Source organism: Pseudomonas serboccidentalis, assembly GCF_028830055.1.
Classification (GTDB): domain Bacteria; phylum Pseudomonadota; class Gammaproteobacteria; order Pseudomonadales; family Pseudomonadaceae; genus Aquipseudomonas; species Aquipseudomonas serboccidentalis.
On sequence record NZ_CP101655.1, the window covers coordinates 464,139 to 490,161 of the forward strand.

At 60.6% G+C, this 26,023-nt stretch carries 22 protein-coding genes; 10 read left to right on the forward strand and 12 right to left on the reverse strand.

Annotation, left to right across the window (positions count from 1 at the left end):
* Nucleotides 1–38: 38 nt before the first annotated feature.
* Nucleotides 39–2,540 carry a glycerol-3-phosphate 1-O-acyltransferase PlsB gene (gene plsB, locus NN484_RS02005; protein WP_274658505.1) on the reverse strand — a complete coding sequence of 834 codons (2,502 nt, stop codon included), beginning with the start codon at nt 2,538–2,540 and terminating at the stop codon, nt 39–41.
* A 237-nt stretch (nt 2,541–2,777) separates the two neighbouring features.
* Between plsB and NN484_RS02010 the strand changes: the two genes are divergently transcribed.
* Nucleotides 2,778–2,987, forward strand: coding sequence for a cold-shock protein (locus NN484_RS02010; protein WP_007908870.1), 210 nt, complete (start codon nt 2,778–2,780; stop codon nt 2,985–2,987).
* A 93-nt stretch (nt 2,988–3,080) separates the two neighbouring features.
* Here NN484_RS02010 and NN484_RS02015 read toward each other — a convergent pair whose 3' ends face one another.
* The 4 genes from NN484_RS02015 to NN484_RS02030 form a co-directional block, all read right to left on the reverse strand.
* Nucleotides 3,081–3,458 carry a hypothetical protein gene (locus tag NN484_RS02015; RefSeq protein ID WP_215501414.1) on the reverse strand — a complete coding sequence of 126 codons (378 nt, stop codon included), beginning with the start codon at nt 3,456–3,458 and terminating at the stop codon, nt 3,081–3,083.
* Nucleotides 3,459–3,533: 75 nt separating this feature from the next.
* Nucleotides 3,534–4,343 carry a putative RNA methyltransferase gene (locus tag NN484_RS02020; protein WP_274658506.1) on the reverse strand — a complete coding sequence of 270 codons (810 nt, stop codon included), beginning with the start codon at nt 4,341–4,343 and terminating at the stop codon, nt 3,534–3,536.
* The gene (gene dapE, locus NN484_RS02025; protein ID WP_274658507.1) at nt 4,343–5,494 is read right to left on the reverse strand and encodes a succinyl-diaminopimelate desuccinylase; all 1,152 of its coding nucleotides are present in this window, start codon (nt 5,492–5,494) and stop codon (nt 4,343–4,345) included. The genes NN484_RS02020 and dapE overlap by 1 nt, the downstream gene beginning before the upstream one ends.
* Nucleotides 5,495–5,699: 205 nt before the next feature.
* Nucleotides 5,700–8,288, reverse strand: coding sequence for a glycosyltransferase (locus tag NN484_RS02030; protein ID WP_215501416.1), 2,589 nt, complete (start codon nt 8,286–8,288; stop codon nt 5,700–5,702).
* Nucleotides 8,289–8,502: 214 nt separating this feature from the next.
* On the opposite strand from NN484_RS02030, the gene tcdA reads away from it, so the two are divergent.
* Nucleotides 8,503–9,321, forward strand: a complete 819-nt coding sequence (gene tcdA / locus NN484_RS02035) for a tRNA cyclic N6-threonylcarbamoyladenosine(37) synthase TcdA (RefSeq protein WP_025110898.1) — start codon at nt 8,503–8,505, stop codon at nt 9,319–9,321.
* Nucleotides 9,322–9,460: 139 nt separating this feature from the next.
* Here the strand turns inward: tcdA and NN484_RS02040 are convergent, their stop codons facing one another.
* From NN484_RS02040 to NN484_RS02055, 4 genes are all read right to left on the reverse strand, one after another.
* Complete coding sequence (locus NN484_RS02040; RefSeq protein WP_127650731.1) at nt 9,461–9,871, reverse strand: SufE family protein; 411 nt, start codon at nt 9,869–9,871, stop codon at nt 9,461–9,463.
* Nucleotides 9,868–11,073, reverse strand: a complete 1,206-nt coding sequence (locus NN484_RS02045; protein WP_274658508.1) for an aminotransferase class V-fold PLP-dependent enzyme — start codon at nt 11,071–11,073, stop codon at nt 9,868–9,870. The genes NN484_RS02040 and NN484_RS02045 overlap by 4 nt, the downstream gene beginning before the upstream one ends.
* A gap of 126 nt (nt 11,074–11,199) precedes the next feature.
* Nucleotides 11,200–12,234, reverse strand: a complete 1,035-nt coding sequence (gene dapD / locus NN484_RS02050; RefSeq protein WP_007954762.1) for a 2,3,4,5-tetrahydropyridine-2,6-dicarboxylate N-succinyltransferase — start codon at nt 12,232–12,234, stop codon at nt 11,200–11,202.
* Nucleotides 12,235–12,267: 33 nt separating this feature from the next.
* Nucleotides 12,268–12,630, reverse strand: coding sequence for an ArsC family reductase (locus tag NN484_RS02055; protein ID WP_003222107.1), 363 nt, complete (start codon nt 12,628–12,630; stop codon nt 12,268–12,270).
* Between the two features lie 288 nt (nt 12,631–12,918).
* Between NN484_RS02055 and NN484_RS02060 the strand changes: the two genes are divergently transcribed.
* Nucleotides 12,919–14,550: a Na+/H+ antiporter gene (locus tag NN484_RS02060; RefSeq protein WP_127650725.1), complete on the forward strand. Its 1,632-nt coding sequence runs from the start codon at nt 12,919–12,921 to the stop codon at nt 14,548–14,550.
* Nucleotides 14,551–14,597: 47 nt separating this feature from the next.
* On the opposite strand, the gene dapC is transcribed toward NN484_RS02060, so the two are convergent.
* From dapC to map, 3 genes are all read right to left on the reverse strand, one after another.
* A complete protein-coding gene (dapC, locus tag NN484_RS02065; protein ID WP_215501419.1) occupies nt 14,598–15,797 on the reverse strand; it encodes a succinyldiaminopimelate transaminase in 1,200 nt (399 codons plus the stop codon).
* A gap of 210 nt (nt 15,798–16,007) precedes the next feature.
* Nucleotides 16,008–18,710 carry a [protein-PII] uridylyltransferase gene (locus NN484_RS02070; protein WP_127650719.1) on the reverse strand — a complete coding sequence of 901 codons (2,703 nt, stop codon included), beginning with the start codon at nt 18,708–18,710 and terminating at the stop codon, nt 16,008–16,010.
* A gap of 61 nt (nt 18,711–18,771) precedes the next feature.
* Nucleotides 18,772–19,554 (reverse strand): type I methionyl aminopeptidase, encoded by a 783-nt coding sequence (map, locus tag NN484_RS02075; RefSeq protein ID WP_127650717.1) that lies wholly within the window; start codon nt 19,552–19,554, stop codon nt 18,772–18,774.
* A gap of 373 nt (nt 19,555–19,927) precedes the next feature.
* Between map and rpsB the strand changes: the two genes are divergently transcribed.
* The 7 genes from rpsB to ispC all read left to right on the forward strand — a co-directional run bounded on the left by rpsB (nt 19,928) and on the right by ispC (nt 25,991).
* Nucleotides 19,928–20,665 (forward strand): 30S ribosomal protein S2, encoded by a 738-nt coding sequence (gene rpsB / locus NN484_RS02080; RefSeq protein ID WP_003222119.1) that lies wholly within the window; start codon nt 19,928–19,930, stop codon nt 20,663–20,665.
* Nucleotides 20,666–20,857: 192 nt separating this feature from the next.
* The gene (gene tsf / locus NN484_RS02085) at nt 20,858–21,721 is read left to right on the forward strand and encodes a translation elongation factor Ts (RefSeq protein ID WP_123465078.1); all 864 of its coding nucleotides are present in this window, start codon (nt 20,858–20,860) and stop codon (nt 21,719–21,721) included.
* A gap of 210 nt (nt 21,722–21,931) precedes the next feature.
* A complete protein-coding gene (gene pyrH, locus NN484_RS02090; protein ID WP_011332683.1) occupies nt 21,932–22,675 on the forward strand; it encodes a UMP kinase in 744 nt (247 codons plus the stop codon).
* The gene (gene frr / locus NN484_RS02095) at nt 22,672–23,229 is read left to right on the forward strand and encodes a ribosome recycling factor (RefSeq protein ID WP_008019552.1); all 558 of its coding nucleotides are present in this window, start codon (nt 22,672–22,674) and stop codon (nt 23,227–23,229) included. Before pyrH ends, frr begins: the two co-directional genes overlap by 4 nt.
* A gap of 13 nt (nt 23,230–23,242) precedes the next feature.
* Nucleotides 23,243–23,998: a polyprenyl diphosphate synthase gene (gene uppS, locus NN484_RS02100; RefSeq protein WP_064586183.1), complete on the forward strand. Its 756-nt coding sequence runs from the start codon at nt 23,243–23,245 to the stop codon at nt 23,996–23,998.
* Complete coding sequence (locus tag NN484_RS02105) at nt 23,998–24,804, forward strand: phosphatidate cytidylyltransferase (RefSeq protein ID WP_274658509.1); 807 nt, start codon at nt 23,998–24,000, stop codon at nt 24,802–24,804. The genes uppS and NN484_RS02105 overlap by 1 nt, the downstream gene beginning before the upstream one ends.
* Nucleotides 24,801–25,991, forward strand: coding sequence for a 1-deoxy-D-xylulose-5-phosphate reductoisomerase (ispC, locus tag NN484_RS02110; protein WP_274658510.1), 1,191 nt, complete (start codon nt 24,801–24,803; stop codon nt 25,989–25,991). Before NN484_RS02105 ends, ispC begins: the two co-directional genes overlap by 4 nt.
* Nucleotides 25,992–26,023 lie beyond the last annotated feature (32 nt).

Below are 26,023 nucleotides of genomic sequence, written 5' to 3' on the forward strand. Positions count from 1 at the left end.
ACGCCTTCGCGAGCAAGCTCGCTCCCACCAGGTTTGCATCAGGTCTCGGGTTGAGTGATGACCTGATCGGCAGCGTCTTCACTGCGATGCAACGCGACCTGGCGGATCGACAAACGAATCTCCGCCGGCAACACGCGCTTGGCCGCACCTTCGGCGAGTTCGCCAAGCAGTTCGTGATAACTCAGTTTGCCGGCATCGTCGCGGCGCAGCACGTCGAGGTCGAGCATCGTTTGGATGAAGTGACGGAACAGGCTCTTGTCGAAAAACTCCGGGGCGTTGAGGCCATGGAGGATCGACAGGCGCTGAGCCATGACTGTGCACAGGTCTTCCAGTTCTTCGGCGCTGATGGTGTTCTGACCGGCGTTGAGCAGCAAGGACACGGTCATGTAAAAACGCTGCAAGGTCTGGGCGATGCTCTTCGACAGCAGCGTCAACAGCACGAAATGCCGCGAACTTGGCGCCGGGCGCAGATAGACGTCTTTCTCGAAACGCAGCAGGCCTTGCTCGACGAACGCTTCCAGCCACTGATCGACCACGCCGTCCAGTTCGTCCAGCGTCCAGCGAATGAATAGTTCTGACTGCAAGTACGGATACAGCGCGCGGGTGTAACGCAGGATCTGTTCGCGGCTCATGCGCGAGGTGCTCTGGAAGAAACTCGCCAGCAGCGCCGGCAACGCGAAGATGTGCAGCACGTTGTTGCGGTAGTAGGTCATCAGGACGGCGTTCTGCTCGTCCAGGTACAGAATCTTGCCCAGCGCATCGTTCTGTTCGGCCAGCAGGTCCATGTCCTTCACGTGCTCGATCAGCGCACGGCCGTCGCCTTCCGGCAAGGTGGTGTGCGGCGAGTACGGTACTTTGCGCAGCAACGCCAGGTACAGATCCAGCACCCGTGCCATGGCACGATCGTCCAGCGCCAGACGCGTGGTCGAGAGCAGCGCCAGCGCCACCAGATTGACCGGGTTGATCGCCGCGGCCTCATTGAGATGCTGCGCGACTTTTTCGCCGAGGCGGTTGGTGGTTTCGTTGAGCCACGCCGGTTTGTACTGCGGGCCGAGCTCCTGCTGGCGCCAGCCTGGCTGTTCGCTGTCGAGGAATTCCGCGAGTTTGATCGGCTCGCCGAAGTTCACCGCCACCTGCCCGAAACGCTGCTTGAGCGCGCCGATGACTTTGAAAATGTCGAAGATCGATTCTTTCTTCTTGCTCGCGCCGCGCAGTTCGCCGAGGTAGGTGCGACCTTCCAGCACGCGCTCGTAGCCGATGTACACCGGCACAAACACGATCGGCATCCGCGATGAACGCAGGAAGCTGCGCAGGGTGATCGCGAGCATGCCGGTTTTCGGTTGCAGCATGCGCCCGGTGCGCGAGCGGCCGCCCTCGACGAAGTATTCGACCGGGAAACCTTTGGTGAACAGGGTGTGCAGGTATTCGTTGAACACCGAGGTGTACAGCGGATTGCCCTTGAACGTGCGACGCATGAAGAACGCGCCGCCACGGCGCAACAGGCTGCCGATCACCGGCATGTTGAGGTTGATCCCGGCGGCGATGTGCGGCGGGGTCAGGCCGTTACGAAACAGCAAGTACGAGAGCAGCAGGTAGTCGATGTGGCTGCGGTGGCACGGCACATAGATCACTTCGTGACCCTGGGCGACCTTCTGCACGCCTTCGATGTGATTGACCTTGATGCCGTCGTAGATCTTGTTCCAGAACCAGCTCAGCACCACTTCGAGGAAGCGGATCGCGGTGTAGGTGTAGTCCGAGGCGATCTCGTTGCCGTAGCGCAGGGCCTGGGCCTTGGCTTTTTCCGGGGAGATGTTTTCGCGTTCGGCTTCATCGAGGATCGCCTGCTTGACCAATGGCTTGTTGAGCAGGCCCTTGACCAGATTGCGCCGGTGGGAAATGTCCGGGCCGATCACCGCCGCCTTCAGGTTGCGGAAGTGCACGCGCAGGACGCGCTGGGCCATGCGCACAGTGCGTTCGTGGCCCTTGTTGTGCTCGATCAGTTCACGTAGATGGATCGGCGCCGAGAATTGCACGCGGGTCTTGCGCCCGAGGACGATGATGCTCAGCAGTCGACGCAGGCGACCGGTGACCGCCCAGCTGTCGGCGAACAGCAGCTTCCACGGACTGTTTTCGCTGTCCGGCGACTGGCCCCAGAACACGCTGACCGGAATGATCTGCGCGTCTTCGGCAGCGTTCTGCGTCAGGGCGCTGACCAGGCGGGTCAGGGTCGGCGGCGCACCGCGCTTGTCCTGACGGCCGAGCCAGTCCGGGTCCGGTGTCAGGTAAAAGAACGCTGCCGGTTCGATCAGTGGACCGACCGACACCGGCAGCACCGGACGCGGCAGGCCGGCCTTGGTGCACTCGGTATCGACCACCGCCAGATCGGTGAGCGAAGGATTTTGCAGGACGTAGAACACCGGACGACTGCGGTCGAGGTTGAGGGTGAGCGACGACTGGTTGATCGTCTCCGAGCGAACCCAGAGGTACAACAGTCGGCGCAAGGTGCCAAACACTAGACGGCGGAACGGGGAACGGGTCATACGGCTTCTGCGTGAGTGAATAAAACCGAGCAAGTGCTCGGGCGGTCGACAGTTTGCCGTATTCGCCGAAAATCGGCAAAAAAGCGGCGAAGTAAACTCCTGTTGAGAGTTTTCGTGCCTGTCATATACTCGGCAATCTGTCGCCGGGGCCCTTTATGGACGTCGGGCGCAGTCTGACGTTCCGCAAAGGCTTTCCTGCGAAAAGCCTGTTCAATAATAAAAAAGGAGTATGAACAGATGGCAACACGTGAAACCGGCAATGTGAAGTGGTTCAACGACGCCAAAGGCTACGGCTTCATTCAGCGCGAGGACGGGGTGGACGTGTTCGTGCACTACCGCGCGATCCGCGGTGAAGGGCACCGGTCGCTGACTGAGGGCCAGCAGGTTGAGTACGCGGTGATCACCGGCGAAAAGGGTTTGCAGGCGGAAGACGTTGTAGGCCTGTAACTTTCAAGATCAAAAGATCGCAGCCTGCGGCAGCTCCTACAGGGGAATGCATTCCAAACTGTAGGAGCTGCCGCAGGCTGCGATCTTTTGCTTTTAAGCGGTTTTCCAGGTGATCTCTTCTTCACCGTCTTCGCTGATGCGAATCCAGCGATCGGCGGTCTCTTCACCTTCTTCCTCGACCCACGTCCCCGGCGCGCAACGTACTTCGACGTTCAGCGCGGCAAAGGCTGCGCGAGCGCAGGCGATGTCGTCGTCCCATGGGGTCGCATCGCTTTCCAGATACAGGCTGTTCCACTTGCCGACGGCTTTTGGCAGCCAGGTCACTGGGATGTTGCCGGCCTTGCACTTGTAGGTCTGGCCTTTCTGTACCCAGTCGCTGCACGGGCCCAGCGCTGTGCTGAGCCAGGCGGAAATGGCCTTGTGGTCGACGTCGGCGTCTTTCAGGTAAATCTCGATATCCGGTTGGCGCATGGATGTCCTCACTGCGGGTCTGAAAAATCCATTCGCGGATTTAGCCGGCCCCGGGCACTCGCCCGAGACCAAAAGTTATTGAAGAACGAAATAATCGTAGCGCATCGACACGGTGGTCACGAACGGCTCGGCCTGTTCGATCACCGCGGCGCGGCGTTCGGCACTGGCGCGCCAGCCGTGAGGTGTCATCGCCAACAGGTTGGCGCGATCCTCGGGCTTGTCCAGTGTCAGTTTGAATTCCAGGGTTTCACTGTGCGCCAGCGCCATGCCTTCGGGCACCAGGGCCAGATGCTTGTCGTCGGTGTATTCGCGCACTTCGTCGTACAGCCGTTCGCGCAGTTCCATCAGGTGGCCGCTGGTCGGGCCGACTTTCATCAGACCGCCACCGACGCTGAGCAGACGCTTGGCTTCTGCCCAGTCCAGCGGGCTGAAAACGCTGGCGAGAAACTGGCAACTGCCCGACGCCAACGGCACGCGGGCCATGCTGGCGATCAACCAGGTGATCGCCGGATTACGTTTGCAGGCGCGTTTGACGGCTTCGCGGGAGATGTCCAGCGCGTAGCCATCGGCACCCGGCAAGGCCTCGGCGATTTGCGCGGTGTAGTAACCCTCGCCACAGCCGATATCGACCCAGCGCGCTGGCGCGTAACCCGCCGCCAGCTCGGCCAGACGTTTGGCCACCGGCGCGTAATGCCCGGCATTCAAGAAGTCGCGGCGAGCCTCGACCATCGCCTGATTGTCGCCGGGATCGCGGCTGTTCTTGTGCTGCACCGGCAACAGGTTCAGGTAACCCTGACGCGCACGGTCGAAGCGGTGGCCGGCGGGGCAGACCACGCCATTGTCCACGGTGTTCAGCGGTTCACTGCAGATCGGGCACGCGAGCATCAGGCGAGCAACTTGATCAGGGTCTGGTAGTAAATCTCGGTCAGCACGTCGAGATCGGCCGCCAACACGCGCTCGTTGACCTGGTGAATGGTCGCGTTGACCGGGCCCAGCTCAACTACTTGCGTACCCATGGTCGCGATGAAGCGCCCATCGGAAGTGCCACCGCTGGTGGACGCCTTGGTCTCGCGGCCGGTGATGTCGCGGATGCTCGACGACACTGCGTCGAGCAGTGCGCCCGGCTCGGTGAGGAACGGCAGGCCGGACAGCGCCCAGTCGATGTGCCAGTCCAGACCGTGTTTGTCGAGGATGTCGGCCACGCGTTTCTGCAGGCCTTCGACGGTGGATTCGGTGGAGAAGCGGAAGTTGAACACCGCCACCAGATCACCCGGAATCACATTAGTCGCGCCGGTGCCGGAGTTGACGTTGGAAATCTGGAAACTGGTCGGCGGGAAGAAATCGTTGCCGTGGTCCCAATGCTCGGCGGCCAGTTCGGCCAGTGCCGGCGCGGCGAGGTGGATCGGGTTTTTCGCCAGATGCGGATAGGCCACGTGACCCTGCACACCGCGCACGGTGAGTTTGGCGCCGAGGGAGCCGCGACGACCGTTTTTCACTACGTCACCGACCAGCGTGGTGCTCGACGGTTCGCCGACAATGCACCAGTCCAGACGCTCGTTGCGCGCCGCCAGACGTTCAACCACAGCCTTGGTGCCGTGGTGCGCCGGGCCTTCTTCGTCGCTGGTGATCAGGAAGGCGACCTTGCCCTTGTGGTTCGGGTAATCGGCGACGAAACGCTCAGCGGCAACGGTCATCGACGCCAGGCTGCCTTTCATGTCCGCCGCGCCACGGCCGCAAAGCATGCCGTGTTCATCGATGACGGCGTTGAACGGGTCGATCTGCCAGGCGGTCACCGGGCCGGTCGGTACCACGTCGGTGTGGCCGGCGAAGCACAACACCGGGCCTTCGTCTTTGCCGTGGGTGGCCCAGAAGTTATCCACATCTTCGATGCGCATCGGCTCGAGGGCGAAACCGGCATCGCCCAGGCGCTGCATCATCTGCTTCTGGCAATCGGCGTCAATCGGCGTCACGGACGGACGGCGGATCAGGTCGATGGCGAGTTGGAGGGTCGGCGAAAGGTCGGCGTGGGCCGTCATGTAATAACTCCGGGGTGCGCACGGTAAACCTGTAGGAGCTGCCGCAGGCTGCGATCTTTTGATTTTGTTTTTTAGAATCTACAGCAAGATCAAAAGATCGCAGCCTGCGGCAGCTCCTACAGGATGTGTTGGCATTGAAAAAGGCGACCATTCTAATGCAAAACGGCGACCCGAAGGCCGCCGTTTGACGTTCAACAATAACTGATCAAGCGGCGGCCTGTTCAGGCTCCGCCGAAGGTTTTGGCAGCGACGACAGGAACGCCATGATCAGCGCCGCGACGTATGGCAGCGACTGCACCAGCAGCATCGCCACCCAGAAGCGCATGTCATTGCTCGGAATGCCTTGCACCAGGTAGATCCCCAGCGCCGCGCCCCACAACAGCAGCATGATGAACAGCTCTTCCCGCGCTTCGGAAATCGCCACCCAGAAGCCGTGGTTGTCGGCGTTTTTCGGCGTGCGGAAGAACGGAATGCTGCTGGTGAAGAAGCCGTACAGCACCGCTTTGGCGATGGTGTGCGACAACGCCAGGCCAGCGAGCGCCGCGCAGAACGCATCCTTGAGGTTCACGCCGACGGCGCGACGGTACAGGAAGATGATCTTGCCGACCTTGAACACGAACAGCGCCAATGGCGGGATTGCGAAGATCAGCAGCGGCGGATCGACCCGTTGCGGCACGATGATCATCGCCGCCGACCACAACAACGCGCCGACGGTGAAGAAGATGTTCATGCCGTCCGCCACCCACGGCAGCCAGCCCGCGAGGAAGTGGTAACGCTGGCCACGGGTCAGCTCGGTGTCCTTGCCGCGCAGCAGGCTGCGGGTGTGACGCTTGATGATCTGGATCGCCCCGTAGGCCCAGCGGAAACGCTGTTTCTTGAAGTCGATGAAGGTATCCGGCATCAGGCCCTTGCCGTAGCTGTCGTGGTAATACGCCGCCGACAGGCCTTTTTCGAAGACGCGCAGACCCAGCTCGGCGTCCTCGCAGATGCACCAGTCGGCCCAGCCCAGTTCTTCCAGAACCGAACGGCGGGTCATGGTCATGGTGCCGTGCTGGATGATCGCGTCACGGTCGTTGCGGGTGACCATGCCGATGTGGAAGAAGCCTTTGTACTCGGCGTAGCAGAGCTTTTTGAAGGTGCTTTCGTTCTGGTCGCGGTAGTCTTGCGGCGACTGCACCACGGCGATTTTCGGATCGGCGAAGTGCGGCACCATGTGCTTGAGCCAGTTCGGGTGCACGCAGTAGTCGGAGTCGATCACCGCGATCACTTCGGCGTCCTTGGCGGTGTGCGGAATCAGGTAGTTCAGCGCGCCGCCCTTGAACCCGGCCAGGGGCGATACGTGGAAGAACTTGAAGCGCGGGCCCAAGGTTTCACAGTAGTCGCGCACCGGCTCCCACACGGCCGGGTCCTTGGTGTTGTTGTCGATGATCAGGACTTCATAGTCCGGGTAATCGAGGGCGGCCAAGGCGTCGAGGGTCTGTTTGACCATCTCCGGCGGCTCGTTGTAGCAGGGCACGTGGATGGACACTTTCGGTCGATAGCTGGAATCGCCCACCACCGGCAGGAACTCACGCCGACGCTTGTGAATCCACACCGCCTCGGCCAGTTCGTGCGCCTCGGTCAGCAACACGATGAACACCCCGAGGGCACCCAGCGCCAGCAGGAAACCCACCGTCAGGCTGAACCACGTGCTGTATTGCTGGCTGTAGTCGTAACCGATCCACACCAGCACCGAACCGCAGAGGAACGCGATAAAGGTCAGGAAGGTACGGCCGCGCTGACGCAGCGCCGAGCCGTCGATCATCAGCAGGGTCAGCGACAGCAGCGCCAGCACCACCGAACCGATGGCCAGCACGCGCCATTGCGGAATCGCCACCACCGGGCCTTCGAAGTTGAATTTCTGCTGACGCGCGGCGTTGAACACGCCCCAGTAAGCGCCCACCGAACCTTCGTCACTGGCCTTCCACGGCTGGTCGAAGGCTTCGATCACGAAGTAGTTGAAGCCCTGGCGATTGAGTTTGTTGACCAGCGTGCGCAGGTAGATCGCCTGATCCGCCGGCGACGCATCGGCGCCACCGCGCATGCGACCGTTGCTCGGCCAGCCGACTTCGGACAGCAGCAGCGGTTTTTTCGGGAACATCTTTTTCAGGTCGCGGGCGCGGTCGAAGACGAACTGCCCGGCCTTGTCGACCGGAATGAATTCCCAGTACGGCAGCACGTGCGCGGCGATCAGGTCGACGTGTTTGGCCAGTTCCGGGTGTTCTTCCCAGACGTGCCATTGTTCGGAGGTGGTCACCGGCACTTTCACCGCTGCGCGCACGCGATCAAGCAGCACGCTCAGTTGTTCGGCGGTGATTTCCTTGCGGAAGATCGCCTCGTTGCCGACCACTACGCGAACTACGCTGCGCGAGGTGTTGGCCAGTTCGATGGCGCGCTGGATTTCCCGCTCGTTGCGTTCCTGGTCGGGGCTGATCCAGATCCCGAGGGTCACGCGCAGACCGAATTCTTCCGCCAGTTTCGGGATGTCCTGCAGGGAACCGTCGACCGAGTAGATACGGATGTTGTCCGTCAGCTTGCTCATGATCTCCAGGTCGCGGCGCATTTCATCGTCAGTCGGATATTGATCCTTCTGTGGGAATTGTCCCTGCTGGAATGGCGAATAGGAGAAACCGGAGATCTGCTCCGGCCAGTTGGGCGCGGAGACCGGGCGGTTGATCAGCGCCCAGAAACCGGTGAACAGGGCGGCGATTGCCAGAACCACCACCAGGTTGAGACCAAATTTACGCGATGACATAGCTATTTCGGGTTCCAAAGGCTGTGGAACGAAGGAACGGATCGGCTTACGCCAAAAGGGCGCGAATCCTACACCGGCACTCCACTGGTCGTACACCAGACAAGGAAATGCCGGATATTGGGCATCCGACTTTGACTTAAGTTCTTACACTTGTAGCTTGAAGCTTAAAACTTGTCGCTGCGTAGCCCTATAATGCGCGCCGGTTTTTGGGGTAATGGTCATGAGTACAGAAGATCCGCGGTTTGCAGGCATCGCCCGTTTGTATGGTATCGAGGGCCTTGAGCGCCTGCGTGCAGCCCATGTGGCGATTGTCGGCGTCGGTGGCGTCGGTTCCTGGGCGGCGGAAGCCATGGCCCGCTGTGGCGTGGGCGAAATTTCGCTGTTCGACCTCGATGATGTCTGTGTCAGCAACGCCAACCGGCAGTTGCACGCGCTGGACAGCACCGTCGGCAAACCCAAGGTCGAAGTGATGGCCGAGCGCTTACGCGGGATCAACCCGGACTGCACGGTGCATGCCGTGGCCGATTTCGTCACCCGCGAGACCATGGCCGAGTACATCACGCCGAACATCGACTGTGTGATCGACTGCATCGACGCGGTCAACGCCAAGGCTGCGCTGATTGCCTGGTGCAAGCGGCGCAAGATCCAGATCATCACCACCGGCGGCGCCGGCGGGCAGATCGATCCGACGCTGATTCAGGTCTGCGATCTGAACCGTACCTTCAACGATCCACTGGCCTCGAAAGTGCGTTCGACCCTACGTCGCGACTACGGCTTCTCGCGCACCGTGACCCGTCACTACAGCGTGCCGTGCGTGTTCTCTACCGAACAGCTGCGCTATCCGAAGCCGGACGGCAGCATCTGTTTGCAGAAGAGTTTTGTCGGCGATGGCGTGAAGCTCGACTGCGCCGGCGGGTTTGGCGCGGTGATGATGGTCACGGCGACGTTCGGCATGGTCGCGGCGACCAAGGCTGTGGACAAGATTGTGGCGGGAGTTCGGCGGCCGGCGGATCGGGTCAAGCCGCAGGCTTGATGCAGGTGCTGATGACCTCATCGCGAGCAGGCTCACTCCCACATTTGCAACGCATTCCCCTGTAGGAGCTGCCGAAGGCTGCGATCTTTTGATTTTGCTTCAACAAAGAAAGTCAAAAGATCGCAGCCTTCGGCAGCTCCTACAGGGTGGTGGCCAGTTCGTGCATGCGCTTGAGTACGGCATTGAGGCCATTGCTGCGCGACGGCGACAACTGCCGCGACAGCCCCAACTGATTGAACCAGTCCGGCAGATCCACCTGTTGCAGTTCATCTGCCGATAAGCCGTTGACCCGCAACAGCAACAACGCCACTAACCCGCGAATCATCCGCGCATCGCTGCTGGCGCTGAACTGCCAGTGACCCTCGCGCAATTCCCCCACCAGCCACACCTGACTCTCGCAGCCATGCACACGGTTGGCCTCGCACTTGTCCGCATCATCCAGCGGTGGCAGGCGATCGCCAACCTGCATCAGCAACCGTGCGCGCTGTTCCCAGCCGGCGGCATTCTGGAAGGTTTGCAGCGCTTCGGCGGCGGCCAGCGGCAAACTCATCGCAACAACTCCAGGGCCTGATCCAGCGCTTCGAAGAAGCGTTCCAGATCCTCGGAATCGTTATACAGCGCCAGCGACACACGAATCGCCCCGGCCAGCTCAAGGCTTTTCAGCAACGGCATGGCGCAGTGATGTCCGGCGCGCACGGCGATGCCTTGCTCGGTGAGCAGATGCGCCAGATCGGCGTTATGCACGCCTTCGACGACAAAACTCGCCAACGCCAGTTGCGGTTTGCCCAGCAGGCGAATGCCGTTGCGGGCGGCGAGGCCTTGCAGCAGATAGTCGTGCAGCGCGGCTTCGTGAGCGGACACCGCGTCCTGATCGAGCCCGGCCAGATAGTCGAGGGTTGCACCCAATCCGATAACGCTGGCAATCGGCGGCGTGCCCGCCTCGAAACCCAGCGGGGCAGGACGGAAACGCGCGTCGTGATAATTGGCTTCCAGCACCATTTCGCCGCCGAACTGCCACGGCTTCAGTTGCTCGAGCGCCTTGTTGCGCCCGAACAGCACGCCGAGGCCATCCGGGCCGTACAGCTTGTGGCTGGAAAACACATAAAAGTCGCAACCCAGCGCCTGCACGTCGTGGCGACCATGCACCACACCTTGCGCGCCGTCGACCACGGTCAGCGCGTTCTGCGCCTTGGCCATCGCCAGCAGCGCCGGCAACGGTTGCCAGGCACCGAGCACGTTGGACAACTGACTGACTGCCAGCAAGCGAGTGCGCGGGGTGATCAGGCGGGCGGCGGCGCCGAGGTCGATCACGCCGTCGGCGTCCAGCGGCAGGATCACCAGTTTCAGGTCGCGACGCTGCGCCAGTTGCTGCCACGGCAGCAGGTTGGCGTGATGCTCCAGGGCGCTGATGACAATTTCATCGCCCGGGTGGAAAAGATGCTCCAGGCCATACGCCAGGAGATTCAGCGCACTGGTGGCGCCGTGGGTGAAGATGATCTGCCCGCTATCACCGGCATTGAGCCACTGGGCAACCTTGAGCCGGCTGTCTTCGAACGCCTGTGTCGCATGAGCGCCGGGCAGATGCTGCGCACGATGCACATTGGCCGCGCCGTTGGCGTAGTAATGCGTCAGTGCGTCGAGCAGGGCCTGAGGTTTTTGCGTGGTGGCGGCGTTGTCCAGATAGGTCTGGTCTTGCCGTTGCAGGGCGGCGATGGCCGGAAAATCGGCGCGCCAGGGAGAGGGAATCATCATCTGTTCAGCCCTGTGAACTTGGGCGGGTGTACGCCAGACTTGTAGGAGTGAGCCTGCTCGCGATGGCGTTCTTGAATACGCCAAAAGCTTCGCGAGCAAGCTCGCTCCCACAGGTGCTAACAGCACTTAGTTGTGAGCGTGCAGCGCTTCGTTCAGTTCGATCGCCGATTTGTGGGTTTTGCACTCCACGGCACCGGTTTCCGAATTGCGACGGAACAGCAGGTCAGTCTGACCGGCCAGTTCACGCGCCTTCACAACCTTGACCAGATTGTTGTGCTCGTCCAGCAGCGCCACCTTGGTGCCGGCGGTCACGTACAGGCCCGACTCGACGGTGTTGCGGTCGCCCAACGGAATACCGATACCAGCGTTGGCGCCGATCAGGCAGCCTTCGCCGACCTTGATCACGATGTTGCCGCCACCCGACAGGGTGCCCATGGTCGAGCAGCCGCCACCCAGATCCGAACCCTTGCCGACGAACACGCCAGCGGAAACGCGGCCTTCGATCATGCCCGGGCCTTCGGTGCCGGCGTTGAAGTTGATGAAGCCTTCGTGCATCACGGTGGTGCCTTCGCCCACGTACGCACCCAGACGCAGACGTGCCGCGTCAGCGATACGCACGCCGGCCGGTACCACGTAGTCGGTCATTTTCGGGAACTTGTCCACCGAGAACACTTCCAGCAGCTCGCCGCGCAGACGGGCTTCGAGTTGCAGTTCGGCCAGTTCGCTCAGGTCGATCGCGCCCTGGCTGGTCCAGGCGACGTTCGGCAGCAGCGGGAAGATCCCGGCCAGGCTCACGCCGTGCGGCTTGACCAGACGATGGGACAGCAGGTGCAGCTTCAGATACGCCTCAGGCGTCGAGGTCAGCTGTGCGTCTTCGGCCAGCAGGGTGGCGACCAGCGGCTTGTGGCTCTCGGCCAGACGGGTCAGCAGCTTGCCTTGAACGGCATCGATGCCTTTGACCGCTTCAGCCAGTTGCGCAGCCTGCGCAGTGGTGAAAGTGATGGCCTGGTTGCCTTCGGTGTAACCGAGGATCGGCGCAACGGCGGCGACCAGTTCGGCCGACGGGTTGAGCAGTGGCTGGGCGTAGAACACTTCCAGCCAGGCGCCTTGACGGTTTTGCGTGCCGACACCAAAGGCGATGCTGAACAGGGAATTGGACATGTGAATACCTCTAGCAATAAGTGACGGGCTGCTTTACTTGAGTGCGGCCGCGTAGATGTCTGGCTTGAAGCCAATCAGGGTTCGGTCACCGAGATCGAGCACCGGGCGCTTGATCATCGAGGGTTGAGCGAGCATCAGTTCGATGGCTTTCGACTGGTCGAGATCGGCTTTACGTTCGTCGTCGAGTTTGCGAAAGGTTGTGCCTGCACGGTTCAACACCGTTTGCCAGCCGTGCTCGTCACACCATTGGGTCAGGTGTTCACGGTCGATACCGGCGGTTTTGTAGTCATGAAAGTCGTAGCTGACAGCGTGTTCATCGAGCCAGGTGCGCGCCTTCTTCATGGTGTCGCAGGCTTTGATGCCGAAAAGGTGCAACGTTTTACTTGAAACGGTCAAGGAATCGCCCCCTTTACAGGTGCTGGAAAAAAATGGTGTCGGATTATGCCATGACCAAAGCGTTTCGGGCGCCCGGCTTCATTACCCTGCACAAATCCCTGTAGGAGCTGTCGAGTGAAACGAGGCTGCGATCTTTTGATTCTGTTTTTAAACATCAAAAGATCGCAGCGTGCCGCAGCTCCTACACGGGGATCAGTGTCGGCGTGCGACATAGGTGCAAACCCCAGACGCATGCTAAGCGGCTAATATGGCAGTTCAACGCTGTCGATTGTCTGAGATTTACGCTTTATGCAAACCGCTTATACCGTCCTGATCCTGCTGATGCTGGTCAGTGTCTCGCGGCTGGTCGGACGGGTCATCCCGTTGCCGCTGCCCCTTGTGCAAATCGCTGCCGGTGCCCTGTTGGCCTGGCCGACACTGGGCCTGCATGTGGCACTGGACCCCGAACTGTTCCTGTTTCTGTTCCTGCCGCCGCTGCTGTTTTCCGACGGTTGGCGCATGCCCAAGCGCGAGTTCTGGCAACTGCGCGGCCCGATCCTGACGCTGGCCGTCGGTCTGGTGCTGTTCACCGTGGTCGGCGCCGGTTATTTCATTCACTGGCTGTTGCCCAGCATTCCGCTGGCGGTGGCCTTCGCCCTCGCGGCAGTGCTCTCGCCGACTGACGCCGTGGCGGTGTCGGCCATTTCCCAGAACCGTTTGCCGACACCGCTGATGCACATACTGCAGGGCGAAGCGCTGATGAACGATGCGTCGGGTCTGGTGACGTTCAAGTTCGCCTTGGTGGCGGCGGTGACCGGGGTGTTCTCGCTGGCCAATGCCAGCCTGACGTTCGTGCTGGTGGCGGTCGGCGGGTTGGCGGTCGGCGTGGCGCTGAGCTGGCTGGTCGGGCGCTTGCGTGCGTGGATGATCGCTCGCGGCTGGGACGATCCGGCCACTCATGTGGTGTTTATGTTGCTGCTGCCGTTCGCCGCCTACGTGCTGGCCGAACGACTGGGCGCCTCGGGCATTCTTTCGGCGGTGGCGGCGGGGATGATGCAGAGCTGGCTCGATCTGTTGCCACGGCAGACCAGCACCCGCCTGCTCAATCGCAGCGTCTGGTCACTGCTGGAGTTTGCCTTCAACGGTCTGATCTTCCTGCTGCTCGGCCTGCAACTGCCGGACATCATCAAAGCCGTGGTCAGCCACGAACCGACGCTGTGGCCGACGTTGCTGTACCGCGGCCTCGACGTGGTGGCGATTTTCCTCGCGCTGGTGCTGTTGCGCTTTATTTGGGTGCAGAGTATCTGGCGTCTGTCGGTGCTGCTGCGGCGTTTGCGTGGCAAGGGTGACCTGACGCAAGTGCCCACGGCGCGTTCCTGCTGGTTGCTGACCGTCGGTGGTGTGCGCGGGGCAGTGACGCTGGCGGGTGTGATGTCGGTGCCGATGTTGATGGGCAGCGAGGCGTTCCCCGAGCGTGACCTGCTGATCTTCATCGCCGCCGGGGTGATTCTGTTGTCGCTGATTTGCGCCTGCATCGCCTTGCCGTTGCTGCTGCGCGGCATCGAAAAAAGCCCGGACGACAAGCGTCGCCAGGAAGTACGCGATGCCTGGCGCAAGACTGCCGAGGCGGCGATTCATGCACTGGAAACCGAAGAAGTCGGCCCGCAGGATGCTGCGCAGGCCGCGCTCTCGGCGGAACTCAAGGCGCGGATCATGTCCGAGTATCGCCATCAGCTCGAAGTGTTCAACGACTCGGCCGAAGCCCAGGCGCTGGCGTTTCAGATGGATCTTCTGGAGCGCCGTCTGCGTTTGAAGGCGCTGCGTGCGCAGCGTCTGGAGCTGTATAGCCTCAGTCGTCAGCACCAGATCGGTGATGACGTGTTGCGTGAGGTGTTGGGTGAGCTGGATTTGAGTGAGGCGAATCTGGGGCAGGTCAAATAGCCTGCAGGATTGCCCGCGCCAGAGCGTCTGGCGCGGGCAATCGATGATTATTTGTGCCGCGTGATGAAGGCGCGAATACGTTCGGCAGCTTCGACGCATTCGGCCAGTGGCGCGACCAGTGCCATGCGCACCCGACCGGCCCCCGGATTCACACCGTCCACTTCGCGGGACAGGTAAGAGCCTGGCACCACGGTCACATGTTCTTCGGCGAACAGATCCCGGCAGAACGCCGCATCGTCACCTTGCACATTCGGCCACAGGTAGAAGCTGCCGTCCGGGCGCTGCACGTCCATCACCGGGCTGAGGATTTCCAGTACCGCGTCGAATTTCTCGCGGTACAGCGCGCGGTTGGCGCGCACATGCACTTCATCATTCCACGCGGCAACGCTGGCCAGTTGGGTTTGCACCGGCATCGCGCAGCCGTGGTAGGTGCGGTACAGCAGGAAGCCCTTGAGGACGTCGGCGTCACCGGCGACGAAACCGGACCGCAGACCCGGCAGATTGGAGCGTTTGGACAGGCTGTGGAACACCACGCAGCGCTTGAAGTCCTTGCGGCCCAGTTCGACGCAGGCGCTGAGCAGGCCCGGCGGCGGAGTCTGTTCGTCGAAGTACAGCTCGCTGTAGCACTCGTCGGCGGCGATCACGAAGTCATATTCGTCAGCCAGGGCGATCAGTTTTTTCAGCACATCGACCGGGATCAGCGCGCCGGTCGGGTTGCCCGGCGAGCAGAGGAACAGGATCTGGCAGCGTTTCCAGATCTCAGGCGATACCGCGTCGAAGTCCGGGTTGAAGCCGTTTTCGTCCAGGCACGGCAGGTAGTGCGGCTTGGCGCCGGCGAGGAACGCGGCGCCTTCGTAGATCTGATAGAACGGGTTAGGGCTGACCACCAGAGCGTCTTCGCCACGGTTGACCACGGTCTGGGTGAAGGCGAACAGCGCTTCGCGGGTGCCGTTGACCGGCAGCACGTTGCGCGCCGGGTCAATCCAGCCGCCTGGCACGCCGAAACGGCGTTCGCACCAGCCGGCAATGGCTTCACGCAGGGCCGGGATGCCGAGCGTGGTCGGGTACACCGCCATCTGATCCAGATTATTCGCCAGCGCTTCGGCCACAAAGCTTGGGGAGCGATGTTTCGGCTCGCCGATCGACAGCGCGATCGGGCGTTTGTCCGGGTTCGGGGTCACGGTGCCGAGCAGGGCGCGGAGCTTTTCGAACGGGTAGGGCTGGAGCTGGTTCAGAGCGTTGTTCATGGATGCCTCGTTCAATGTGGAGAGAAAACTCTGATACTGACCAATGCACAAAATCTGTAGGAGCGAGCCTGCTCGCGATGAGGGCTGCACATTCAACATCCATGCAAGCTGATGTGCCGCTATCGCGAGCAGGCTCGCTCCTACAGGGGTTTTGATTAACAGGCTGGTATCGGAGTGATCCTTCCCATCGGGGTAATGGATTAATTCAATTCAAATACTGATGCGCGATAGCTTGATATCCGGTTCCTGATTGACGCTCAGTTGTTCAACGATTGCATCCTGCAAGCGGCTGCACAGCAGCGGGTCGGAGAGCGGCTGGTTGTGGGCGTCGGTGATGAAGAACACGTCTTCCACCCGTTCGCCCAGGGTCGCAATCTTGGCGTTCTGCAGTGACAGGTCGAACTCGAGGAAGATCCCGCCGATACGCGCCAGCAGGCCCGGGCGATCCGGTGCGGTGAGTTCCAGCACCGTCACCGGACGCTGGGCATCGTTGTGGATTGTCACCTGCGGCGCAAAGGCGAAGTGCTTGAGCTGGCGCGGCACCCGGCGCTGGATGATCGTCGGGTAGTCGTCCGGGTTGCGCAGGGCTTCGGTCAGGCCGTCGCGAATCTGTTTGATTCGTGCCGGGTTGTCACCGATGGATTCGCCGTCGTTGTCGAGCACGATGTAGGTGTCGAGGGTGAACTGGCTGCTTGAGGTGATGACCCGGGCGTCGTGAATGTTCAGGTTGAGCTGGTCCATCGCGGCTACGGTCACGGCAAAGAAGTCGTGCTGATCCGGGGCATAAATGAAGATCTGCGTGCCACCCTCGAATTCGCGCTGGGTGGTTTCCTTGATCAGCACCAGCGGCCCGCCATCGGCCGGTTGCTGCAGGATCGCGTCGCTGTGCCAGGCCACGTCGCCGGCGGTGTGACGCAGGAAATAGTCATCGCCCAATTGCGCCCACAACTGCTCGACGTCGTCCGGGTCGGTGCCGCCGCGCACCAGGATGTCCAGCGCCGCGCTCTGGGTCTGGCGGATCTGCTCTTCGCGATCCACCGGGTTTTCCAGGCCACGGCGCAGGGCACGCTTGGTCTCGGTGTAGAGCTGGCGCAACAGACTGGCGCGCCACGAGTTCCACAGCGTCGGATTGGTCGCGTTGATGTCGGCCACGGTCAGCACGTACAGATAATCCAGACGGGTTTCGTCGCCGACGATCTGCGCGAAATCGTGGATCACCTGCGGGTCGGACAGATCCTTGCGCTGCGCAGTGGTCGACATCACCAGATGGTTCTGCACCAGCCAGACGATCAGGCGGCTGTCCCATGTGGGCAGTTGATGGCGCTGGCAGAACGCTTCGGCATCGACCGCGCCGATGTCCGAGTGATCGCCATGCCGGCCCTTGCCGATGTCGTGGTACAGACCCGCCATGTAGATGAGTTCGGGTTTGGGCAGTTTGGCCATGAGCTTGGCGGCCAGCGGGAATTTTTCCGATACCTGGGTGTACTGCAACTTACGCAGGTGTTTGATCAGGTTCAGGGTGTGCGCGTCCACCGTATAGATGTGGAACAGGTCGTGCTGCATCTGCCCGACGATGAAGCCGAACTCCGGCAGGTAGCGTCCGAGGATGCCGTAGCGATTCATCCGGCGCAGGTTGCGGTGGATGCCGATCTTGCACTTGAACAGCTCGATGAACAGGCTGGTATTGCGGATGTCGTTGCGGAAGTTGTCGTCGATCAGATGGCGGTTCTCGCGCAGCAGACGAATGGTATCGGCGCGCACGCCTTTGATTTCCGGCTGCTGGGCCATCAACACGAAGATCTCGAGCATGGCGAACGGCGTGCGACGGAACACGTTGTCGTTGCGCGCCTCGATATAACCATCATGCAACTGGAAGCGCGAGTTGATCGGCTGCGGCGGCGCTTCGTCTTCCGGGGCGAGGATGACTTCCTCGAAATGCTGAATGATCAGGTCGCTGAGCTGGGCAATGCTCATCACCACGCGGAAGTACTGCTGCATGAAGTTTTCGACCGCCTGTTTGGCGTCGTCGCCTTCAAAGCCCAGCAGGCCGGCGATGGTTCGTTGATGATCGAACAGCAGGCGGTCTTCGGAGCGACCGGCAAGCATGTGCAGGGCGTAGCGCACTTTCCAGAGGAATTCCTGGGAGGAGGCCAGCAGCGCGTTTTCGCTCTCGACCAGAAAGCCTTCGCCGGCCAGAGCGCGCAGGTTCAGGGTGCCGTACTGACGACGGGCGACCCACAAAATGGTCTGGATATCCCGCAGGCCGCCGGGCGAGCCTTTGACGTTGGGTTCCAGGTTGTATTCGGTGTCGTTGTACTTGTGGTGACGGGCCTTCTGCTCGGCGCGTTTGGCCAGGAAGAACTCCTTGGCCGGCCACATGTGTGCGGTGCTGGTGACGTCGAGCATGCGCTGACGCAGACGCTCGGGACCGCAGATGGTGCGGCTTTCCATCAGGTTGGTGACCACCGTCAGGTCGGCCCGTGCTTCCTCGGCGCACTCATCGACCGAGCGTACGCTCTGACCGACTTCCAGGCCGATGTCCCACAGCAGCGTCAGAAAACGCTCGATGGAATCACGGAAAACTTCGTGATCGGCGCTGTCCAGCAGGATCAGCAGGTCGATGTCGGAATACGGGTGCAGCTCACCCCGGCCATAGCCACCGACCGCGACCAGCGCAATGTCGGCGTCTTCGCTCCAGTTGAACTGCTCCCAGGCCTTTTGCAGGATGTTGTCGACGAACCAGGCACGGTCTTCGATCAGCCGGCGGATGTCACGGCCATTGCGAAAACGCGTGTCGAGCACCTCGCGAGCCTGGCGGATCGCCTTCTTGAACGCCGCAATGGGACTCGCTTTCAGGGCCAGTTCAGCCTGGAACTGGCCGCGGTCGAAGAGTTCGGGATCCACCTGCGGCATCGATTGGCTTTCCTTCTATAAAGGCTGGGAGCGTTCTTGAAAGGCTGGGAGCGTTCTTGGATCAGGCCGAGACGCGCGGGATGGTGTCGTCGGCGCGCAGGGTGAAGATCTCGTAGCCGGTATCGGTTACCAGCAGGGTGTGTTCCCACTGAGCCGAGAGCTTGCGGTCCTTGGTGATCGCGGTCCAGCCGTCGCCCAGCACCTTGGTGTCGGCCTTGCCCTGGTTGATCATCGGCTCGATGGTGAAGGTCATGCCGGCCTTCAGTTCCATGCCGGTGCCGGCGCGACCATAGTGCAGGATCTGCGGTTCTTCGTGGAACACCTTGCCGATGCCGTGGCCGCAGAACTCGCGAACTACCGAAAAGCCGTTCTTTTCAGCGTGCTTCTGGATGACTTCACCGATATCGCCGAGGCGGCAGCCAGGTTTGACGATTTCGATCGCCTTGTACATGCATTCCTGGGTGATCTGCGACAGACGTTCGGCCCAGACCGGCACTTCACCGACGTGGAACATGCGGCTGGTGTCGCCGTGGTAGCCGTCCTTGATCACGGTGACGTCGATATTCAGCGTGTCGCCGTTTTTCAGCGGCTTTTCATTCGGAATGCCGTGGCAGACCACGTGATTGATCGAGGTGCAGATCGACTTCGGGAAACCCTTGTAATTGAGCGGGGCCGGGATAGCCTGCTGCACATTGACGATGTAGTCGTGGCAGATCTTGTCCAGTTGATCGGTGGTCACGCCCGGTTTGACGTGTTCGGCAATCATTTCCAGCACATCGGCGGCCAGTTTGCCGGCGACACGCATGCCAGCGATGTCCTCGGGGGTTTTGAGGTTGACGGTCATACAGGCTCTCTCTGCGCTCGGCGGCGCTTGCTGATACGGATTGGGTGGCAAGTGTTTGTTTTGCGACCCTGAAAAACCCGATTCTAACAGACGAAAGGCGCAAATCCGCGCCTGCGTGCATCGTCTCTCTCTATACAATGGTGTGCCTGAAGGCGATTCCAAGGGGGCTGCGCCCATGTCCTTGGTGCGATTACAGATTCCGGGTTCCGTTTCTGTGCACCCTGTGGTATAAAATGCGCCGCTTTCCGGGGATACCCCGAAAAGCTTAAATCCACACACGTGTCGACACGATGACCTGGGTGCTTTTGGCTTTATGCCACTGGTTGGTCATTGGGATACGTGGAGGCCAAACCCGACTTATTAAGGAACTATCATGTCCCAAGTCAATATGCGCGATATGCTGAAGGCCGGTGTGCACTTCGGTCACCAAACCCGTTACTGGAATCCGAAAATGGGTAAGTACATTTTCGGCGCGCGTAACAAGATTCACATCATCAACCTTGAAAAAACCCTGCCAATGTTCAACGAAGCTCTGACTTTCGTAGAGCGTCTGGCCCAGGGCAAAAACAAGATTCTGTTCGTCGGCACCAAGCGTTCCGCTGGCAAGATCGTTGCTGAAGAAGCAGCACGTTGCGGTTCGCCGTACGTCGATCACCGCTGGTTGGGCGGCATGCTGACCAACTTCAAAACCATTCGTGCTTCCATCAAGCGTCTGCGTGACCTTGAAGTACAAGCCGAAGACGGTACTTTCGCCAAGCTGACCAAGAAAGAAGCGCTGATGCGCTCCCGTGACCTGGAAAAGCTGGATCGCTCCCTGGGCGGCATCAAGGACATGGGCGGTCTGCCTGACGCACTGTTCGTGATCGACGTTGATCACGAGCGCATCGCGATCACCGAAGCCAACAAGCTGGGCATCCCGGTCATCGGCGTTGTCGACACCAACAGCAGCCCGGAAGGCGTTGACTACATCATCCCAGGCAACGATGACGCAATCCGCGCTATCCAGCTGTACATGGGTTCGATGGCTGACGCAGTGATCCGTGGTCGCAACAATGTTGCTGGCGGCACTGTTGAATTCGCAGCTGAAGAAACTCAGGCTGCAGCTGAGTAATTGACGCCCTGGCGTTGACTCAGTAAGCAAAAAGGGGGCTTGGCCCCCTTTTTGCCACCTCGAAAACCATTTGTCGGCGGCGCAGCTACAGCTTCTGTAACGTGCAGCAGCTACAAGGTGGGGCTCGGGACGAATTGAACGCCCGTTCGATCGGGTGGAATGGTTGAAAACCTATCCAAGAGGAATTTGAAAATGGCAGCAATTACTGCAGCGTTGGTTAAAGAACTGCGCGAGCGTACCGGCGAAGGCATGATGGACTGCAAGAAAGCCCTGGAAAAGGCTGACGGCGACATCGAAAAAGCCATTGATGACATGCGTGCTTCGGGCGCGATCAAGGCTGCGAAAAAGGCTGGCAACGTTGCCGCTGAAGGCGCAATCGCAATCAAGGACGACGGTAAAGCTGCCGTTATCCTGGAAGTGAACTCGCAGACCGACTTCCTGGCTCTGCAAGACGACTTCAAGAACTTCGTTGCTGCCAGCGTTGAAAAAGCCTTCGCTGACAAACTGACCGACGCTGCTCCGCTGATCGCTGCTCAAGAAGCCGCTCGCGAAGCACTGGTTGCCAAAGTAGGCGAGAACGTCAACATTCGTCGTCTGACCCGTATCGAAGGTGACGTTGTAGGTTCGTACCTGCACGGCAACAAGATCGGTGTTGTGGTGGCTCTGAAAGGCGGTGACGTCGAGCTGGCCAAAGACATCGCGATGCACGTAGCTGCCAGCAACCCTGAGTTCCTGCTGCCTTCGCAAGTTTCGGCTGAAGCGATCGAGCGTGAAAAAGCTGTGTTCATGCAGCTGAACGAAGAGAAGATCAAAGGCAAGCCAGAAAACATTGTTGAGAACATGGTCAAAGGCCGTATCAGCAAGTTCCTGGCAGAAGCGAGCCTGGTTGAGCAGGCGTTCGTCAAGAACCCTGAAATCAAGGTTGGCGAGCTGGCCAAGAAAGGCGGCGCAGAAATCGTTTCCTTCACCTACTTCAAAGTAGGCGAAGGCATCGAGAAGCCGGTCGACAACTTCGCTGAAGAAGTTGCTGCCCAGCTGGCTGCCGCCAAGCAATAAGACGGTTTTTCAACTGTCGCCCGAAAGAGGCTGCCCGCTCACGCGCGCAGCCTCTTTTCAGATGGGGTTACCAATTTTTAATTGGTTTCCACTTGGAACTGACTTACAAAGCCATGTTCCGATGGCGCTGAAGCAGCGCCAAGCTAGAGTGAACGCCAGCTGTAAACAGCTCGCAAAGAATTTTTAAATACGCCGCAGGAGAGATTCGCAATGGCTCAGCAGGGCAGTGGTTATCAGGCTCGCTATAAACGCATTCTACTCAAGCTTAGCGGCGAGGCCCTGATGGGCTCGGAAGAGTTCGGGATCGATCCGAAAGTCCTGGATCGCATGGCGCTGGAAGTCGGCCAACTGGTCGGCATCGGTGTACAGGTCGGTCTGGTGATCGGCGGTGGCAACCTGTTCCGTGGCGAGGCCTTGAGCAAGGCTGGCATGGATCGGGTAACAGGCGACCACATGGGCATGCTGGCCACTGTGATGAACGCTCTGGCCATGCGCGATGCGCTGGAACGTGCCAATATCTCGGCCATCGTGATGTCGGCCATTTCCATGGTTGGCGTTACTGATCACTATGATCGCCGCAAAGCGATGCGCCACCTGAACTCCAAGGACGTCGTGATTTTCGCGGCCGGTACCGGCAATCCGTTCTTCACCACGGATTCGGCAGCCTGCCTGCGTGCCATCGAAATCGATGCCGACGTCGTGCTGAAGGCGACCAAGGTTGATGGCGTCTACACCGCTGACCCGTTCAAGGACCCGCATGCCGAGAAGTTCGATCATCTGACTTATGATGAAGTACTGGATCGCAAGCTGGGTGTAATGGATCTGACAGCAATTTGCCTGTGCCGCGACCATAAGATGCCGCTGCGCGTATTCAACATGAACAAGCCTGGCGCCCTGCTGAACATCGTACATGGCGGCGCTGAAGGAACCCTGATCGAGGAAGTTCAACAATGATCAACGAAATCAAGAAAGACGCCAAAGAGCGCATGCAGAAGTCGGTGGAATCGCTGTCCCACAACTTCGGTCGCATCCGCACCGGTCAGGCGCACCCAAGCATCCTGGAAGGTGTGATGGTTCCGTACTACGGCGCTGACACCCCGATCAAGCAAGTGGCCAACATCACCGTCAAAGACGCCCGTACCCTGCAAGTCGTTGCGTTCGAACGCAACATGCTGGGCGCCGTCGACAAGGCGATCGGCAGTGCAGGTCTGAACCTGAACCCGACCAACCTGGGTGAACTGCTGCTGATCAGCATGCCGGCTCTGACCGAAGAAACCCGTCGTGGCTTCACCAAGCAGGCGCGTGACGTGGCTGAAGACGCCCGTGTTGCCGTGCGCAACATTCGTCGTGACGCGAACAGTTCGCTGAAGGATCTGGTCAAGGAAAAAGAGATCAGTGAAGACGAAGAGCGTCGCGCTACCGGCGAAATCGACGACCTGACCAAGAAGTTCGTGGCTGAAATCGACGCGAAGCTGGCAGAGAAAGAAAAAGACCTGATGGCCGTATAAGGGTCGCGTTTCAATGGAAAAGACCAAGCAGTCTGCGCCGTCCGCGGTGCCGCGCCATGTCGCGATCATCATGGATGGCAACAATCGCTGGGCGAAGAAACGCTTCATGCCGGGTGTCGCCGGGCATAAGGCAGGCGTGGATGCTGTGCGGGCAGTGATCGAGGTGTGCGCCGAGGCCAAAGTCGAAGTGCTCACCCTGTTCGCCTTTTCCAGCGAAAACTGGCAGCGCCCGGCCGATGAGGTCAGTGCCTTGATGGATTTGTTCTTCAAGGCGTTGCGTCGTGAGGCCAAGCGCCTCAACGACAACAACATCAGTTTGCGCATCATCGGCGATCGCTCGCGCTTCCACCCTGAGCTTCAGGCGGCGATGCGCGAGGCCGAAGCCATGACGGCCGGGGCGAACCGCTTCATCCTGCAGATCGCCGCCAACTACGGCGGTCAGTGGGATATTGCACAGGCTGCACAGCGTCTGGCGCGTGAAGTTCAGGCCGGGCATCTGCGCCCGGAGGACATCACTCCGGATCTGCTGCAAACCTGTCTGGCGACGGGCGACCTGCCGTTGCCGGACTTGTGCATCCGCACCGGTGGCGAGCACCGCATCAGCAACTTCCTCTTGTGGCAACTGGCCTACGCCGAGTTGTACTTCTCCGACCTGTTCTGGCCGGACTTCAAACACGAAGCCATGCGCACGGCGCTGGCCGATTTCGCTTCACGCCAGCGTCGTTTCGGTAAAACGAGCGAGCAGGTCGAAGCTGGAGCCCGGGTTTAATGCTTAAACAACGAATCATCACTGCGCTGATCCTGCTGCCGATCGCTCTGTGCGGGTTTTTCCTGCTCGAGGGTTCCGGTTTTGCGCTGTTCATTGGTCTGGTCGTAAGCCTGGGGGCCTGGGAATGGGCGCGTCTGGCGGGCTTCACCGCGCAGTCGTTCCGTGTTGGCTATGCCGCTGTCGTCGCGTTGATGCTGTTCGTCATGTACGTCTTGCCGGGTCTTGCCCCGTGGGTGTTGGGCGCGTCGGTGTTGTGGTGGGCAGTGGCGACGTACCTGGTGCTGACGTATCCGCGCTCGAGCGAGCACTGGTCCACGGCGGCCACCAAACTGGTGATCGGCCTGCTGATCCTGCTGCCGGCCTGGCAAGGGCTGGTGCAGATCAAGCAGTACCCGCTGGGTAACTGGCTGATCATGGCGGTGATGGTGCTGGTCTGGGGGGCCGATATCGGTGCCTATTTCTCCGGTCGTGCCTTTGGCAAGCGCAAGCTGGCGCCGCAAGTCAGCCCGGGCAAAAGCTGGGAAGGTGTTTACGGTGGTCTTGCGCTGAGTCTGGTGATTACCGCTGTCGTCGGTCTGGTTCGCGACTGGACCGTGGGTGAACTGCTCAAAGGTCTGGTCGGTGCTGCATTGATCGTCTTTATTTCGGTAGTGGGCGACCTCACTGAAAGCATGTTCAAGCGTCAGTCCGGCATCAAGGACAGCAGCAACCTGCTGCCCGGTCATGGCGGTGTGCTTGATCGCATCGACAGCCTGACCGCTGCGATCCCGATTTTCGCTGTGTTGCTGTGGATGGCCGCACCGTGAGCCGCCCGCAACAGATTACCGTTCTGGGGGCCACCGGCTCGATCGGTCTGAGCACCCTGGACGTCATCGCTCGTCATCCTGAGCGTTATCAGGTTTTTGCTTTGAGCGGTTTCACGCGCCTGAGCGAGTTGCTGGCCTTGTGCATTCGTCATGTGCCGCAATTTGCGGTAGTGCCGGAAGCGGCGGCGGCTCGCGGTCTGCAGGACGACTTGCGGGCTGCCGGTCTGTCCACTCGCGTGCTGGTAGGGGAGGAGGGCCTGTGTCAGGTCGCTTCCGCTCCTGAAGTCGATGCCGTGATGGCGGCTATCGTCGGCGCCGCGGGCCTGCGTCCGACCCTGGCGGCGGTGGAGGCTGGGAAGAAAATCCTCCTGGCCAATAAAGAAGCGTTGGTGATGTCCGGCGCGCTGTTCATGCAGGCTGTACACAAGAGCGGCTCGGTGCTGCTGCCGATCGACAGCGAGCACAACGCAATCTTCCAGTGCATGCCGCAGGATTTTGCCCGTGGCCTGGGCGCCGTCGGCGTACGACGGATTTTGCTCACGGCTTCGGGCGGGCCTTTCCGTCAGACGCCGTTGAGCGAGCTGGCGCATGTTTCGCCTGATCAGGCGTGTGCGCACCCGAACTGGTCCATGGGTCGCAAGATCTCGGTGGATTCGGCCAGCATGATGAACAAGGGCCTGGAGTTGATCGAGGCGTGTTGGTTGTTCGACGCCAAACCTTCGCAGGTCGAGGTGGTGATCCATCCGCAGAGTGTGATTCACTCGTTGGTCGACTACGTGGATGGCTCGGTGTTGGCACAGTTGGGCAACCCTGACATGCGCACCCCGATTGCCAATGCACTGGCTTGGCCTGAGCGTATCGACTCGGGTGTGGCACCGCTGGATCTGTTTGCCATTGCGCGCCTGGATTTCGAGGCGCCGGACGAAGAACGCTTCCCTTGTCTGCGCCTGGCGCGACAGGCGGCCGAGGCGGGTAACAGCGCGCCGGCCATGCTCAATGCGGCCAACGAAGTGGCGGTCGCGGCGTTTCTCGACGGACGCGTGGGTTATCTGGAAATCGCGAGTATCATCGAGGATGTGTTGAATCTCGAGCCTGTGGTTACGCTGGAGCATCTGGATGCGGTGTTTACCGCAGACGCGAAAGCGCGGATTCTGGCCGGGCAATGGCTGAGTCGTCACGGCCGATAGCTGTTGCAGCACCATGGCGTCACGCGACACTG

Bases quoted from the DNA above. Each gene is read 5' to 3' on its own strand.
- plsB (WP_274658505.1), bottom strand. From the start codon at position 2,540: ATGACCCGTTCCCCGTTCCGCCGTCTAGTGTTTGGCACCTTGCGCCGA.
- NN484_RS02010 (WP_007908870.1), top strand. From the start codon at position 2,778: ATGGCAACACGTGAAACCGGCAATGTGAAGTGGTTCAACGACGCCAAA.
- NN484_RS02015 (WP_215501414.1), bottom strand. From the start codon at position 3,458: ATGCGCCAACCGGATATCGAGATTTACCTGAAAGACGCCGACGTCGAC.
- NN484_RS02020 (WP_274658506.1), bottom strand. From the start codon at position 4,343: ATGCTCGCGTGCCCGATCTGCAGTGAACCGCTGAACACCGTGGACAAT.
- dapE (WP_274658507.1), bottom strand. From the start codon at position 5,494: ATGACGGCCCACGCCGACCTTTCGCCGACCCTCCAACTCGCCATCGAC.
- NN484_RS02030 (WP_215501416.1), bottom strand. From the start codon at position 8,288: ATGTCATCGCGTAAATTTGGTCTCAACCTGGTGGTGGTTCTGGCAATC.
- tcdA (WP_025110898.1), top strand. From the start codon at position 8,503: ATGGTCATGAGTACAGAAGATCCGCGGTTTGCAGGCATCGCCCGTTTG.
- NN484_RS02040 (WP_127650731.1), bottom strand. From the start codon at position 9,871: ATGAGTTTGCCGCTGGCCGCCGCCGAAGCGCTGCAAACCTTCCAGAAT.
- NN484_RS02045 (WP_274658508.1), bottom strand. From the start codon at position 11,073: ATGATGATTCCCTCTCCCTGGCGCGCCGATTTTCCGGCCATCGCCGCC.
- dapD (WP_007954762.1), bottom strand. From the start codon at position 12,234: ATGTCCAATTCCCTGTTCAGCATCGCCTTTGGTGTCGGCACGCAAAAC.
- NN484_RS02060 (WP_127650725.1), top strand. From the start codon at position 12,919: ATGCAAACCGCTTATACCGTCCTGATCCTGCTGATGCTGGTCAGTGTC.
- dapC (WP_215501419.1), bottom strand. From the start codon at position 15,797: ATGAACAACGCTCTGAACCAGCTCCAGCCCTACCCGTTCGAAAAGCTC.
- NN484_RS02070 (WP_127650719.1), bottom strand. From the start codon at position 18,710: ATGCCGCAGGTGGATCCCGAACTCTTCGACCGCGGCCAGTTCCAGGCT.
- map (WP_127650717.1), bottom strand. From the start codon at position 19,554: ATGACCGTCAACCTCAAAACCCCCGAGGACATCGCTGGCATGCGTGTC.
- rpsB (WP_003222119.1), top strand. From the start codon at position 19,928: ATGTCCCAAGTCAATATGCGCGATATGCTGAAGGCCGGTGTGCACTTC.
- tsf (WP_123465078.1), top strand. From the start codon at position 20,858: ATGGCAGCAATTACTGCAGCGTTGGTTAAAGAACTGCGCGAGCGTACC.
- pyrH (WP_011332683.1), top strand. From the start codon at position 21,932: ATGGCTCAGCAGGGCAGTGGTTATCAGGCTCGCTATAAACGCATTCTA.
- frr (WP_008019552.1), top strand. From the start codon at position 22,672: ATGATCAACGAAATCAAGAAAGACGCCAAAGAGCGCATGCAGAAGTCG.
- uppS (WP_064586183.1), top strand. From the start codon at position 23,243: ATGGAAAAGACCAAGCAGTCTGCGCCGTCCGCGGTGCCGCGCCATGTC.
- NN484_RS02105 (WP_274658509.1), top strand. From the start codon at position 23,998: ATGCTTAAACAACGAATCATCACTGCGCTGATCCTGCTGCCGATCGCT.